Here is a 13,312-nt window from a genome sequence, read left to right on the forward strand (position 1 = left end):
TTCACACTTCTTCTTTCATTTGAAAACGGAAGTGACATGTTCCTTCTTTCAGCACGTATTGATCATGAACAACTTCAAAATTCGGGTTATATCCTTTCGCAATCGACGGGTCAATCATATGGCAGTATAGAATCCCATAGTCTTCCATCCCATCTTGTTTCCACTGCTCCGCAAATGCACATTTCGTAAACGATTGTTCAATCTCGGTTGGATGAAAAAGTGTTTCGTATTCAAACAGCTCACTACGTCCCATGTCGTAATTTGATAAATAATTGTCCATTGTATTCGGCTTGCCTACAGCTGCTGCACGCCGAGCAATATCGCGTCCGCGCTCTTCACCAAATGTACCAACACCGTTCATCATCGATTCCTGTCCCGCTTCACCAAACTTATCCACAACACACTTGGCCACATTCGCAAACACTTTCGCCATCATTGCGTACATCGTATGCGCTTCAAGCCCCACTTCTTTTTGTGCTTTCTCATACGCACGAAATGTTTCTTCTACTTTTTCGTCATCCAGCAATCGATCAAAATGAAAAAGCACACCTTCATTGATTTCTTCTTCTGGGTTATTCATCTGTTTCTTTAAAGTAAGAACTTGTTCATCCGTTACGCGCTTTACGCCCGCTTCTATCGCAATCTTTCCTTCGCCACTGAAACGCTCTGTCACTGACGTCAAAATGTGTGTAAATAATTTTGCGGTAATCGTGTACATTGAAACTGGATCAAGATTGTCGATTCCTTTTTTCACACTGTTTTCCACAATAATCCCTCTTCCTTTTTTTGATTGACTGTTTTCAGTGCTTGTTCTAAATCGAAAATAATATCACATGCACTTTCGAGACCCACGGACAGGCGAATGAGTCCATCTGTAATGCCAGCAGCGGCCCGGTCCTTATCTGACATCGAAAAATGAGTCATTGTTGCCGGATGCTGAACGAGCGTTTCCGGATCACCGAGACTAAATGAAATCATCGCAATCTTCAAGGAATCCATAAATTCCTTTGCTGCTTCCAATCCACCCATTAATTCAAATGAAACAATGCCACCCATTCCTTGCATTTGCTTCTGTGCAATTTCATGCTGTGGGTGGCGCTTAAGACCGGGATAATGAACGGTCCCAACAAGAGGATGAGCCGATAAAAATCCAGCGATTTGATGCGCGTTGCTACAGTGACGTTCGACGCGAAGACCCAATGTTTTCAAACCACGCAAAATTAAAAATGCATCCCATGCACTTAACACCTGACCAAGATCACCCATAATATTTTGCCGCATAAACTGGATATGCTCAGTTCGGCCCACAATAAAACCGGCCAGCACATCGCCGTGACCGTTTAAATACTTCGTTGCGCTGTGAACGACAACATCCGCACCCATATCGAGCGGTTTTTGTAAATAAGGGGACATAAATGTATTATCAACGACCAGTGGCAGCCCGTACCGTTTTGTTATTTTCGCAATCGCTTCAATATCCAGCACTGTTAATAATGGATTAGACGGTGTTTCGATGTACACCACTTTCGTATTATCTTTCATCGCATGCACAATATTAGCTGGATTGGTGCAATCTACGTAACTGAACGTAATCCCTAAACGCGGCGCCAGACTTGTTAAAAATTTATGTGTGCCGCCATACACATCTTTCGTCACAATCACATGGTCACCGCATTTTAAAAAAGCAAGCAATGCAATTGAAATGGCGGCCATACCTGAACTGACACCGAGTGCCGCTTCTCCATTCTCTAAAACAGCCATTTTTTCTTCAAGGGCATATAACGTTTCATTTCCGTATCTGCCATAATAGGTCCCTTCCTGCTTGCCTGAAACAACCTCCATCGCGGTCTGACAGTCTGCAAACGAGTAGGCGACTGCCGGAACGATTGCTTGTGCAACAGCACCCATTTGTTTTTGTTCACTATGCCGGTGAATCAGCTCTGTATCCATTCCCCAACGCCTATTCACTATGAACCATCCTCCCGTTTCTTTATTATCTTCATTATAAAATTTATTCTTTATATAAATCAAATGAATATTTATAATAAGATAGTTGAATAAAATTAATACGTGGAGTGAGACCTTATGACAATTGCAAAGTTTGAAGTATTTCGGGCTGTCGTCGATCTCGGAAGTCTTTCAAAAGCAGCAGAATCGCTTGGTTTAACTCAATCCGCTGTCAGTCATGCCATTGCCGGATTAGAGTCTGAATTTGGCTTTACATTGCTGACTAGAAGCCGGACAGGTGTAGCCTTGACTGAAAATGGCGGGCGGATGCTGCTTTATGTTCGGGAAATATTGAAATGGAATGAACAAATGGTGCAGGAGGCAGCCACCATTCATGGCATTGAAAAAGGGGTTGTCCGCATCGGGACGTTTCCGAGCGTTTCAATTCAATGGATTCCTCAAATTATTAAGCACTTTAGTGAACAATTTCCACTCATCAAGATTAAACTATTTGAAGGAGACTATGATGAAATCAGCAAATGGCTGACGGATGGAACGATTGATTTTGGCTTTTTGTCGCTGCCTGCCGCCAAATCATTAGATGTGGTACCGCTCAAAAAAGACAAGCTGCTCTGCATTGTGCCGGATACACATCCTCTTTACAATTCAACATCCCTTTCACTTCACCAGCTAAAAAACGAGCCATTTATCATGCCAAAATCAAGTATTGATAATGATGTAAGGAGGATTCTTACCGCCCATAAAGTAAAACCTAATGTTCTTTATGAAACGTCTGAAGATCAGGCTATTATCTCAATGGTTCAAAACCAACTCGGTATTAGTATTCTTCCGGAAATGATTTTATATCGCCTTCCTCAAAATGTGAAAGCAATCAAATTAGAAGGAGACTTTTATCGCACAATTGGCATTGCTGCCCCTTCTTTTAAAAACATGTCACCCGCGTCAAAAAAGTGGATAAACGTACTCAAAGAATGGCTTTCAATATAAACACAAAAAAGACGATTTCAAAAGAAATTCTTTTGAAATCGTCTTTTTTGTTACATCTTTATCGCAGATTAATGGGCGGTAAACTCTCCCTGATGGACGTTTCACTTTATTATCAGCTTCGGTATTCCTCATGCAATAACCTGTACACTTTCATTCTCATCAAGCCGGTTTTTCATCATGAAGCGCTTTCATTTTCTGTAAATAGAAATTTTCTTGCTCCAGTCGCTTGCCCGCAATAAATTCGTTACGTGTTACTTCTTTTATAGATGTCACCCCATTATGTTTCACACCTGGCATATTCGCTGCCTGATCCATAACGAGAACCGGTGTATAAAATGAGTCTGTGACAAGGTAGCGAGCCACGCTGATTTCATTTCTCTTCCCTACATGACCGTACCGTAAGACTACCTTCCAATATTTCCATCCCATATCCATCCCTCCGCTTTTTTCATTCTTATGTTACCTATACCCGTTTTAACACAAAAAAACTAAATTCAATGATATGAATTTAGCTTCTTTAAGACATAATTTGAATAAGGTCGTAAATGAACAAAAAAAGACAGACCGATCATGCCGGTCTATCATTTTTTATTAAGTGCTACTTTATCAATCGAATTGTTGACTGTGTACCATTTATCATCTGCACTATAGCCATTCGTCTGTCCAGCCACTTGATCTCGTGAAAAATAATAAAGCGGATAGCCTTTATAAGTCGTTTGTTTTTTACCTGTGTCAGCACGGGTAATGACGCCGAAATCAGATTCACTAAAGCCTTCTGGGACTTTGCTTGATTCAATATAAAACGGCGGCCATTCCTCAAGACAGTGATTTGTGCACGCGGACGCATCCTGTTTATCGTTCATATAATAATACAATGTCATTCCTGCTGAATCTGCCAAATACTGACCAGTCTCTTCTTTTTTCATGACCTTCAATGGGCTAGCCGGACTTTGAGCCGATTCTTGCGGTTCATTGATCGGTGCTGACATCTTTTCTGGCTGTTCATCTGGCTGACACCCTCCAAGCAACATCAATAACAAGACATATGCTAATTTTTTTCGCAAAAATACCGTCCCCCTTTTTAGATTATAATATCCACAAGGAAAGAGGATTATACAATGTTTCACGTGAAACATTTTTCATGACTTTATTAATCGTTCGATAATAAAAGAAAGATACTGTTCTTCTTCTTGAAGACGAAAAACGGGATAGCGTGATTCGTGTAAATGAATCCAGCTAATAATGCATTGAATGGCTTCAAGTTCAAGAAGTGGCAAGTCGTCTTCTGTGCGGATCAGTACTATTTTCGGGTACAATTCTTTTTTAAACCCTTCCACTAAAATCAGGTCGACTGGAAACGTATTGTACACGGCAAGAATATCATCGAGCGGCCAGCTGTCACGTTGAATATTTAGCTGTAGCAACCCATCCCCTTCGACACCGGCGATAATTGCGCCGGCCTGCTGATGGCGTGTACTGTCTTTCGTATCCGGTGAGCCGCCGTGGCCATGATGTTTAATGCTTGCAACTCGAAAGCCATTTTCAGTGACATGGGTAATAAGTTTTGTTATTAATGTCGTTTTGCCGCTGTTTTGATAGCCGACAACTTGTAATACATTTTTCATGTAGAGCCTCCAGCGTTATAATGAAATAAGGAGTGTGATACGATGACTATGGCAGGTGTCGTGCTCGCCGGCGGACAATCGTCCCGCTATGGCAAGCCAAAAATGTTTGAACTGTACAATGGAAAACCATTTTATCAATACAGCATTGATGCGCTAAAAGAAAACAATTTGGCGCCGATTATTATTTCCACGAACGACATGCTAGCGCAGTATTTTGATGCGGTCAGTGTCACATTATCGATAGAAAAAGAGTGCCACCGGGGTCCTCTTTTTGCTCTTCATCATGTGATGAAAAGTCTCCCCGAGCCGGATTGGTTTTTTGTTTTGTCGTCAGATGTACCATTTGTGACAACTGATTTTGTAAAGCAATTGATCGCTTATACAAAAAGCAATGAGTATAAAGCGGTCGTGCCTGTTCAAAATGAAAAGATCCACCCTCTTCTCGCCCTTTATCATCGTGGCTGCCTACAACCCGCTGATCATCTTCTCAAGCAAGATAGGCGTAGTATGACAGCTCTGTTAAATAGTGTAAAATATAAAACAATCTCTTTTAGTATAGAAGAACCTTCTTTTATCAACATTAATAGTCCATCTGATTTTGAGGAATTCAATAGAGGATGATACTACTCTTTTTTTTTACCTACTATTATGCATAAGTAGCAAATGGCGGGTCATTATGACTCGCTTTCCAACATAATTCTTTCTGCGCCTGTGTACACATTGAACGATTGATTCCGAATAAAACCAACAGTTGTAATGCCAAGATCTTCTGCCAATGTAAGCGCAAGTTCAGTCGGGGCCGATTTCGATAAGATCATTTCACAGCCAATCTTGGCCACTTTCAACAAAATCTCTGAAGAAATTCTGCCGCTGAACACAAGTATTTTATCCTTAATGGATATGTCATTTTTCAAACAGTATCCGTAAATTTTATCAAGAGCGTTATGTCGCCCAATATCCATTCTAGATAAAAGCAGTTCATTCATATCGCATAATGCTGCATTATGAACGCCTCCTGTCTGCTGAAACGTAACCGCCGATTCCTGCATATCCTTCATAAGGCGAAAGCAATCTTCCGGTGAAACTTTTACATGAATATCGTTCATTTTTTTCGCTGTCAACGCGTCATTAACAAACACAAACCCTTGACGGCTTCCCCCGCAGCATGACGTAATATACCGTTTATTTTGAAATTTTTCATAGTATGGATTCGGCTTATCTGTTTTCACATGAACAAACCCTTCATCCTCCTGTACCCATATCTCTTTAATATCTTCATATTTCCGGATAATTCCTTCAGATGCCAAATACCCAATTGCCATATCTTCAACGTATTCCGGCGTGCAAACCATCGTCACAAATTCTTGTCCGTTTATTTTAATCGTCACTGGGAATTCAGTCACAATTGTGTCTTCTCTCGTTGTCATTTTTCCATTTGAAAAGTGCAGTACGTCCTTTTTTATTTCCGCGCGGCTCAACGTAAATCCTCCTCTACATTGATTTCTTTTGTTCTATATAATTACTCCCACAAAAAAATCCCTCTTTAGTTAGACGATAAAGATCTTTCTTTTATCTGTCTACTAGAAGGGGATTATACCGTCGTTCACAAATTGCTCATACATAGAAAAAGCGGATTAATATTGAACCTCTTTTTTACGTCAACAACGGGGTCACGGAAACCGCACACACTTTAAATCCTGGCATTTTACATGTTGGGTCAAGTTCTTCATTCGTTAATTTATTAATATTTTGAATGCCGCTCCAATGCATCGGGACAAAAACGGTATCTTCCCGAATTGATGCGGTTAGTTTACTGCGAACGACAATCTCACCGCGCCTAGATTTTACTTTGACAAGCGTCTCATCACGTATATTCAGCTTTCTCGCTGTTTTCGGATGAATCTCAATAAATGATTCAAACTGGCGAGCCTCTAGTGTAGGACTTTTGCGCGTCTGTACACCTGTTAAATAATGTCCGAGTACACGCCCTGTTGTTAAATAAAGCGAGAACTCTTCGCTCGTCTGCTCCTTTGGAAAATGATTATCTACTGGAATAAGCGCCGCTTTTCCGTCCGAATGGGCAAATGACGTTTCGAATAATCGTTTTTCACCCGGATGGTCGATCGATGGACAAGGCCAGTAGACACCTTCTTCTTTTCTCAGTCGGTCGTACGTAATGCCATAATAATCAGCTAGTCCGCCCCTGCTTGCTACTCGAAGTTCCTCAAAAATATGTTCCGCGCTAGAATAAGAAAAATAAGATCCTTTCTCAAGCGACTCTGCGACTCCGCTGAGCACTTCCCAGTCTTGTTTCACCAAGCCCGGTACTGGACGCGCCGCTTCCCGTAGCAAGACACGGCCTTCTAGATTCGTCAATGTACCCTCATTTTCCAAGTAAGAAGACGTTGGCAAAATGACATCCGCCATTTGTGCCGTTTCGGACATCAACATATCTGCGACGACAAGAAAATCAAGCTTGCGCAGTCCTTCTTCAACGAAATTCGCATTTGGATTGGAGACAATCGGGTTCGATCCCATTAAAAACAGCGTGCGTATTTCCCGCTCATGTACTTTTTCCATCATTTCATAAGCAGAAACTCCTTTGCCTGGCAAATCATCCGGTTCGACTCCCCACACACCTGCTATATACGCACGGTCTTCCAGGTTTTCAATTGAACGGTAGCCAGGGAGCTGATCTGCTTTTTGACCATGCTCCCGTCCACCTTGGCCATTCGCCTGTCCGGTCACTGCTCCATACCCGCTGCCGACTTTGCCGATTTTTCCTGTGACAAGTAAAATATTAATAAAATTGCGGACCGCCATGTACCCATCTGTTTGCTGCTCAACTCCTCTCGCTGTCAAAATCATGCCTGAAGCCGCTTTACCGAACCGTTTGCCCGCTTCTTGAATATCCTCTGCCGGAACACCTGTAATAGAAGCCAGCTTAGCAAGATCAAGTGTATCAATATGGGCTTTTACTTCTTCAAATCCATTTGTCCGTTTTTCCAGAAAAAGTTCATCGGCATAGCCGCCGTCAATGATGACTTTAAGCAATCCGTTCGCAAGTGCTGCATCCATACCAGGCTTCACTTTTAAATGAAGATCTGCCAGTTCGGCGGTCAACGTATTGCGTGGATCAATGACGATGATGTAGGCTCCATTTCTTTTCGCATCTGTAAAATACGGCATTAATGTTGGCTGACACTCGGCAATATTCGTACCGGCTAAAATAAGACAGTCTGACTGTCTGACTTCCGGCAATGGATTGGTCAAACCTCGATCAATGCCAAACGCTTTATTGCCGGCTGTTGCCGCTGCCGACATACAAAACCGGCCATTATAATCAATGTATTTCGTCTGCAAGGCGACACGGGCAAACTTGCCGAGCAAATAAGAAGCTTCATTCGTCAGCGATCCGCCGCCGTATACACCTATGGCATCGCGACCAAATTCACTTTGAATGCGCGAAAATTCGGTCGAAATAAGAGCGTACGCCTCTTCCCATGTAGCCGGCATAAATACACCGTCTTTTTTAATGAGCGGTGTTGTGATACGCTCGCCGCTCAATGCGTGCTGATAGGCATTCATCCCTTTTATACAAAGCCGTCCTTCTGATGCCGCATTTTGCTTTGGCAGCACCTTATACGTTTTCAGACCAGATTCTTTCTTTTCAATAACCTGCATTTTGCACTGTACACTGCAAAATGGGCATTGTGTTTCTAGGACCGTTTCCATCCTTTTCACCTACCTTGTAACATGGCAACCGCCTGTTGAAATTTTTTTATTCTTGTTTCTATTTTTCCGCTTCAATACTTCTTCACGAATAAAGACAATGCCCATTCTCTCGATCCATACAGACAATGGTTCGAGGTAAAATGCCGTTTCCCGGTAATAGTGCAGCAATGCAGCCGCCATCGAAATCACTTCTTCGTCTGTCATTGTTACGTAAAATCGTTCACCGCTCACATACAATTCCCAGCCGCCCGGTGCGCCAATTAATCCGATATCTCCCTTAAGCGAATGTGCTTCATCAAGGGGACTTGCGGATACGCCAATTGTCACACTTGCCGGTACCGTAATGGTTTCCAGTTCTCGTTCAAGCAACATGCCTACCTGAACAGAGTCTTGTATAGCCTCTTCTGCATATTGAATACCAGCACACGTGCCCACTGCATGAATTTCTTTTCCGTAAGGCGGGCAGGCTGCATTCAATTCTGCCCGAATCGTAGCCGCGTCTCCTTCCTTCACACCGTATAACTCCATTCTCGGACCGGCCGCAAGTTTCACAAGAGGAATTGCATATTTCTCAACGACATTAGCAATTTGTCTCAGCTGGTCTGCTCCCGTCACTCCGCCATACATACGCGGCGCTATAACGTACGTGCCGTCTGTCTGCCGCTCCTCTATAATATCCGGTAAGGACTGGCTGTGAATACCCATATAATAATGAAGTGCCGGGCGACATATTACACATCCATCTTCATTATTCCAACCAAGCCGATTCATGATTTTTGATTGCGAATCGCCCGGGTACAGCTGAATGACTTCTAGTAAGGTGCTATGCTCCGCGTCCGTACAGGCGCAAATTGTTTCTTTCACTTTGTCTTCTCCCGCACCGTTTCGCTGTACATAATCAAGAATACCTGCCACAACCTGCCGGCAGCCCCCGCACGAACTAGACGCTTTCGTACATTCTTTAATTTCATCGACACTTTGTAAATCCAGTTCACATATAGCATTGACGATCGATCCTTTTGACACGCCATTACATGCACAGACCATATCCTGATCGGCCATCGATGCAATAAGCACATCGCCGTTTTTCGAGGAGCTCTCCCCGCTTTTCATTTCTTTTTCAAGAATAGCATAATCTGTTTTCTTTTGAATCATGTCAAATAATTTTGTGCCTTCTTGAATGTCACCAAATAAAACGGCCCCAACGATTTTGTTATCACGCACGACAATTTTTTTATACGTATTGCGAATGCCATCATACCAATTCAGCGACTGTGTGTTATCACACTCCATGAATTCGCCGGCTGAAAAAACATTAACACCCGATACCTTTAACTGTGTTGATAAAATAGTCCCCTGGTAACCCCTTGTTTCCATACCGCATAAATGGGCCGCCAATATTTTTCCCTGTTCATATAGTGGCGCGACAAGCCCGTACACAAGACCGCGATGTTCCGCACATTCACCGACAGCATATACATTCGGCACATTGGTCTTCATATAATCGTCAACGACAATTGCGCGGTTCGTTTTAATTGCCGTTCCCGAAACGAGTTCTATATTCGGACGGACACCGACTGCCATCACAATTAAATCGGCTTCCCGGCGGCTTCCATCTTTAAAATTCAGTCCTTTCACCCGTTTATGCCCGGTAATTTCAGCTGAGTGCTTTTGAAAAAGGAAGTTCATCCCTTGTTTCTCAAGCTCCTTTTGCAACATAGTAGCTGCTGTCTGATCCAACTGACGGTTCATAATGTAGTCCCCAATATGAACAACATCAACTTTCATTCCAAGATTCAGCAGTCCTCTTGCTGCTTCAAGTCCAAGAAGTCCACCGCCAATTACAATAGCCTTTTTGTGTTTTTTAGATAATTCGATCATTTTCTCGCAATCACTAATATCACGAAAAGCAGTCACGCCTTCTTTTTTTGCGCCTGGAAGTGGAAGCATAAATGGAAGCGATCCTGTCGCCAAAACTAATTCGTCATACTCTACTGTTCGTTTTGCCGTTATTACACATTTTTGCTCTGTATCCAATTTTATAACTGGCTCATCTATAAAAAGCGTAATGTTATTTTCTTCATACCAGTTCCAATCATTCAACGTAATGCTTTCAACAGATGTATCACCTTGCAGTACTTTGGACAATAAAATTCGGTTATAATTCGGATGAGGTTCTTTTCCGAAAATCGTTATACGAAAAGAGTGTGGATTAATCTTTACTATTTCTTCGACGCATCGCACGCCAGCCATGCCGTTTCCAATGACGACTATTTTTCGTTTATCCATATAGAGGGTCCCTCCTTTTTTATTCAGCTTTTAAAGTAGGGTTCCAGTACGCTTCGTTTCCTGTAAATGACTCTGCCATATTGCTTGCAGCCTCTTTGTCTGCATCACCTTTCGTGAAAAGGATAAAGAAAAAAGAAAAGATTTTCATATTGTCCACTCCCTTATTTAGTTTCACATGTTAGCTTACTTAACACAATATGGAATAAAAAGAAGAAAGTCAATTTCATTTTCACTATTTTCCAAAAAAATATGTTAGGTTTTCTAACAACAAGGTAGAAATTAACCTTTCTCAGTCATACACTTATGTTAAGAAATCATTACCTTTTAAAGAAGGAGAGGAACAGATGAAACTATCAGAATTTAAAAAAAGCGGCCATACGCCGTCCTTACTCGCTTCATTTTTGTACTTTGATATCAGCTTCATGATCTGGGTGTTGTTAGGGGCACTCGGTGTGTACATTACACAAGACTTCGGGCTATCTCCAGCTGAGAAGGGATTAATCGTCGCTATCCCCATTCTCTCCGGCTCTTTCTTTCGATTAATACTCGGTGTATTAACAGACCGGATTGGCCCACGCAAAACAGCTATTGGTGGAATGATTGTCACGATGATCCCTCTTTTCTGGGGATGGTTATTCGGAAATACGATGACAGAGCTTTATTTCATCGGTATATTGCTTGGCGTTGCCGGTGCCAGTTTCTCTGTTGCCCTGCCAATGGCCAGCCGCTGGTATCCGCCGCATTTGCAAGGTCTTGCGATGGGAATTGCCGGTGCAGGGAATAGCGGAACGGTTTTTGCGACATTGTTTGGGCCGCGTCTTGCGGAACATGTCGGCTGGCATGGCGTGTTGGGAGTTGCCCTTATCCCGCTCAGCCTCGTCTTTATCACGTACGTTCTAATTGCAAAAGATGCACCATCTCAACCACCTGCGCAGCCATTGATCAATTATTTTAACGTCCTTAAAATGAAAGACACATGGTATTTCTGTTTGCTATACAGTGTCACATTCGGCGGTTTTGTCGGCCTGACGAGTTTCTTAAGTATTTTTTTCGTTGATCAATATGCACTTTCAAGTGTAAGAGCCGGAGACTTCGTCACACTATGTGTCATCGCTGGAAGCTTCTTCCGCCCCGTCGGCGGAATGATTGCCGATAAAATTGGTGGCGCTAAACTGCTCAGCTTTTTGTTTATCGGTGTTGCCGTAAGTATGTTTGGCGTCAGTTTACTTCCTTCTCTCGCAATCGTGACGGCTTTGTTGTTTTTCGGAATGATGTGCCTTGGAATGGGGAACGGCGCTGTATTCCAGTTAGTACCACAGCGTTTCCAGAAAGAAATTGGCGTGATTACTGGGATCGTTGGTGCGGCCGGCGGAGTTGGCGGATTTTTCGTCCCGAACATCCTCGGTACATTAAAACAAATGACCGGCACATACGCGGCAGGCTTTACCGTCTATGCGATTATCGGTATTGCCGCACTCATTCTATTGGCCATTGCACAAATTTCATGGCGGAAATCATGGGCACCGAAAGAAAGATCGGCTTAATATAAGATTAAAAGAGCTGACTCTCCTGAAAAATCCAGGCTTTGAGTCAGCTCTTTTTTTACCATTTTTTCATGATCCTGATATTTGTCCGTTGCAGGAACGATGTAGCAGGCATCTAATGCAAGTATATAAACGCCATGTTCGACCTGTTATTTGTCCGCCGCAATGTGTAGTTGTAGTACGCAATTATTACACAACTCGTGAGGTCCCGGTTATTCATCCCATCATAAATGTCAATCGCCAGCATATCGTTAACGTTCTCCGTCATATTTATCAGCCTGTGACAGGAAATGTCGTCGTGGATTCTGGATATCTGAATCCATCACGCGGCTACTGCAATCGCTGCCGTTGAATCTAAGAGATCAATGACAGATTGCTCTATTGGTTTTAACTAAGTCCTATATTCCAAATTGAAATATAGGCTTTTTTAATTCTTCTTTTACCAACTTAATATTTTTAAATAACAAAATTAATTCCCTTTCTTCTCTTAAAACAAGTACTAGCTTTGAAACTATTTAACAAACTGTCCGTTCGTGCCGATCAATCACTGCTTACCATTCAGTTAATCATTGGATTTCTTACCAATATGAATGATTCCTCATTCATATTACAATTTTTTTGCTTATTTTGGTTAGGGGAGCTGCCTATACATACGCCAGCCAGTTCAGTTTATTTTATGCTGTTTTTGCGTACGCAGCTTACGGATTGGGCCGGTTTATTTACTTTTCGTTCCCTCCGTTTGATCAAATTGATTTTATCATTTTAAATGGTATGGAAACCGAAAGTCTCATTTTATCCATTCGAAACTGTGTCGCTGGGCAAATGGTTTTCTTGTATTCATCCAGCCGTTTTTTATGAACGAACCTGTCGTTGAAAAAAAGCTGGACCTATCCATTGCCCATTTAGTCAAGAGCAGCGGCATCGACTTACTACCGCGTGAAGCTGAACTGCTCGATTTATTGCTACTCAGACTTTCAAACGACGAAATCAGCCAGAAAATTTTCTTATCTGTCGGCACTACCAAAAACTATTTAACGATTCTTTACAAAAAACTAAACGTCTCAAACCGTGCTGAACTCATGGCATTTATGTATGCTCTTTTTAAAAAAATAAATTCTTGAATGAATAAAATCAAACAAGACGTGTTCATTTATGTAGCTTCGT

Annotated in this window: 14 protein-coding genes; 5 read left to right on the forward strand and 9 right to left on the reverse strand. The window is 42.2% G+C overall.

Annotated elements, in window-relative coordinates:
* Window position 1: 1 nt before the first annotated feature.
* On the reverse strand, window positions 2–766 hold the full coding sequence (locus tag A3M5_RS23260) for an L-2-amino-thiazoline-4-carboxylic acid hydrolase (protein WP_018394984.1): 765 nt from the start codon (window positions 764–766) through the stop codon (window positions 2–4).
* Entirely contained in the window at window positions 751–1,971 is a 1,221-nt protein-coding gene (locus tag A3M5_RS0116945) for a trans-sulfuration enzyme family protein (RefSeq protein ID WP_231373296.1), read from the reverse strand. Before A3M5_RS0116945 ends, A3M5_RS23260 begins: the two co-directional genes overlap by 16 nt.
* Window positions 1,972–2,085: 114 nt before the next feature.
* Between A3M5_RS0116945 and A3M5_RS0116950 the strand changes: the two genes are divergently transcribed.
* Window positions 2,086–2,955, forward strand: a complete 870-nt coding sequence (locus tag A3M5_RS0116950; protein ID WP_018394986.1) for a LysR family transcriptional regulator — start codon at window positions 2,086–2,088, stop codon at window positions 2,953–2,955.
* Between the two features lie 159 nt (window positions 2,956–3,114).
* Here the strand turns inward: A3M5_RS0116950 and A3M5_RS0116955 are convergent, their stop codons facing one another.
* From A3M5_RS0116955 to mobB, 3 genes are all read right to left on the reverse strand, one after another.
* Window positions 3,115–3,384 (reverse strand): hypothetical protein, encoded by a 270-nt coding sequence (locus A3M5_RS0116955; RefSeq protein WP_018394987.1) that lies wholly within the window; start codon window positions 3,382–3,384, stop codon window positions 3,115–3,117.
* Between the two features lie 152 nt (window positions 3,385–3,536).
* Complete coding sequence (locus tag A3M5_RS0116960) at window positions 3,537–4,019, reverse strand: COG4315 family predicted lipoprotein (protein WP_018394988.1); 483 nt, start codon at window positions 4,017–4,019, stop codon at window positions 3,537–3,539.
* A gap of 75 nt (window positions 4,020–4,094) precedes the next feature.
* Entirely contained in the window at window positions 4,095–4,580 is a 486-nt protein-coding gene (gene mobB, locus A3M5_RS0116965) for a molybdopterin-guanine dinucleotide biosynthesis protein B (protein WP_018394989.1), read from the reverse strand.
* A 42-nt stretch (window positions 4,581–4,622) separates the two neighbouring features.
* Between mobB and A3M5_RS0116970 the strand changes: the two genes are divergently transcribed.
* Window positions 4,623–5,201 (forward strand): molybdenum cofactor guanylyltransferase, encoded by a 579-nt coding sequence (locus A3M5_RS0116970; protein ID WP_018394990.1) that lies wholly within the window; start codon window positions 4,623–4,625, stop codon window positions 5,199–5,201.
* Between the two features lie 53 nt (window positions 5,202–5,254).
* On the opposite strand, the gene fdhD is transcribed toward A3M5_RS0116970, so the two are convergent.
* The 4 genes from fdhD to A3M5_RS26505 form a co-directional block, all read right to left on the reverse strand.
* Window positions 5,255–6,007, reverse strand: a complete 753-nt coding sequence (gene fdhD / locus A3M5_RS0116975; protein ID WP_051080880.1) for a formate dehydrogenase accessory sulfurtransferase FdhD — start codon at window positions 6,005–6,007, stop codon at window positions 5,255–5,257.
* A 226-nt stretch (window positions 6,008–6,233) separates the two neighbouring features.
* Window positions 6,234–8,315, reverse strand: a complete 2,082-nt coding sequence (gene nasC / locus A3M5_RS25550; protein ID WP_018394992.1) for an assimilatory nitrate reductase catalytic subunit NasC — start codon at window positions 8,313–8,315, stop codon at window positions 6,234–6,236.
* Between the two features lie 9 nt (window positions 8,316–8,324).
* Window positions 8,325–10,604, reverse strand: coding sequence for a nitrite reductase large subunit NirB (nirB, locus tag A3M5_RS25555; protein ID WP_018394993.1), 2,280 nt, complete (start codon window positions 10,602–10,604; stop codon window positions 8,325–8,327).
* 19 nt (window positions 10,605–10,623) lie between these two features.
* Window positions 10,624–10,752 (reverse strand): hypothetical protein, encoded by a 129-nt coding sequence (locus A3M5_RS26505; protein ID WP_018394994.1) that lies wholly within the window; start codon window positions 10,750–10,752, stop codon window positions 10,624–10,626.
* Window positions 10,753–10,948: 196 nt separating this feature from the next.
* Here A3M5_RS26505 and A3M5_RS0116995 point away from each other — a divergent pair, with 196 nt between their 5' ends.
* The 3 genes from A3M5_RS0116995 to A3M5_RS0117000 all read left to right on the forward strand — a co-directional run bounded on the left by A3M5_RS0116995 (window position 10,949) and on the right by A3M5_RS0117000 (window position 13,269).
* The gene (locus A3M5_RS0116995) at window positions 10,949–12,148 is read left to right on the forward strand and encodes a nitrate/nitrite transporter (protein ID WP_018394995.1); all 1,200 of its coding nucleotides are present in this window, start codon (window positions 10,949–10,951) and stop codon (window positions 12,146–12,148) included.
* 118 nt (window positions 12,149–12,266) lie between these two features.
* Window positions 12,267–12,500 carry a hypothetical protein gene (locus tag A3M5_RS24900; RefSeq protein WP_082193930.1) on the forward strand — a complete coding sequence of 78 codons (234 nt, stop codon included), beginning with the start codon at window positions 12,267–12,269 and terminating at the stop codon, window positions 12,498–12,500.
* Window positions 12,501–13,002: 502 nt separating this feature from the next.
* Window positions 13,003–13,269, forward strand: coding sequence for a response regulator transcription factor (locus A3M5_RS0117000; RefSeq protein WP_018394996.1), 267 nt, complete (start codon window positions 13,003–13,005; stop codon window positions 13,267–13,269).
* Window positions 13,270–13,312 lie beyond the last annotated feature (43 nt).

The sequence above is a fragment of the Bacillus sp. 37MA genome, from assembly GCF_000372765.1.
Classification (GTDB): Bacteria; Bacillota; Bacilli; order Bacillales; family Domibacillaceae; genus Domibacillus; species Domibacillus aminovorans.

Excerpts from the sequence above, each read along its gene's own strand:
- A3M5_RS0116950 (WP_018394986.1), top strand. The coding sequence starts at position 2,086 with ATGACAATTGCAAAGTTTGAAGTATTTCGGGCTGTCGTCGATCTCGGA.
- A3M5_RS0116955 (WP_018394987.1), bottom strand. The coding sequence starts at position 3,384 with ATGGGATGGAAATATTGGAAGGTAGTCTTACGGTACGGTCATGTAGGG.
- mobB (WP_018394989.1), bottom strand. The coding sequence starts at position 4,580 with ATGAAAAATGTATTACAAGTTGTCGGCTATCAAAACAGCGGCAAAACG.
- A3M5_RS0116970 (WP_018394990.1), top strand. The coding sequence starts at position 4,623 with ATGACTATGGCAGGTGTCGTGCTCGCCGGCGGACAATCGTCCCGCTAT.
- fdhD (WP_051080880.1), bottom strand. The coding sequence starts at position 6,007 with ATGACAACGAGAGAAGACACAATTGTGACTGAATTCCCAGTGACGATT.
- nasC (WP_018394992.1), bottom strand. The coding sequence starts at position 8,315 with ATGGAAACGGTCCTAGAAACACAATGCCCATTTTGCAGTGTACAGTGC.
- nirB (WP_018394993.1), bottom strand. The coding sequence starts at position 10,604 with ATGGATAAACGAAAAATAGTCGTCATTGGAAACGGCATGGCTGGCGTG.
- A3M5_RS26505 (WP_018394994.1), bottom strand. The coding sequence starts at position 10,752 with ATGAAAATCTTTTCTTTTTTCTTTATCCTTTTCACGAAAGGTGATGCA.
- A3M5_RS0116995 (WP_018394995.1), top strand. The coding sequence starts at position 10,949 with ATGAAACTATCAGAATTTAAAAAAAGCGGCCATACGCCGTCCTTACTC.
- A3M5_RS24900 (WP_082193930.1), top strand. The coding sequence starts at position 12,267 with ATGCAAGTATATAAACGCCATGTTCGACCTGTTATTTGTCCGCCGCAA.
- A3M5_RS0117000 (WP_018394996.1), top strand. The coding sequence starts at position 13,003 with ATGAACGAACCTGTCGTTGAAAAAAAGCTGGACCTATCCATTGCCCAT.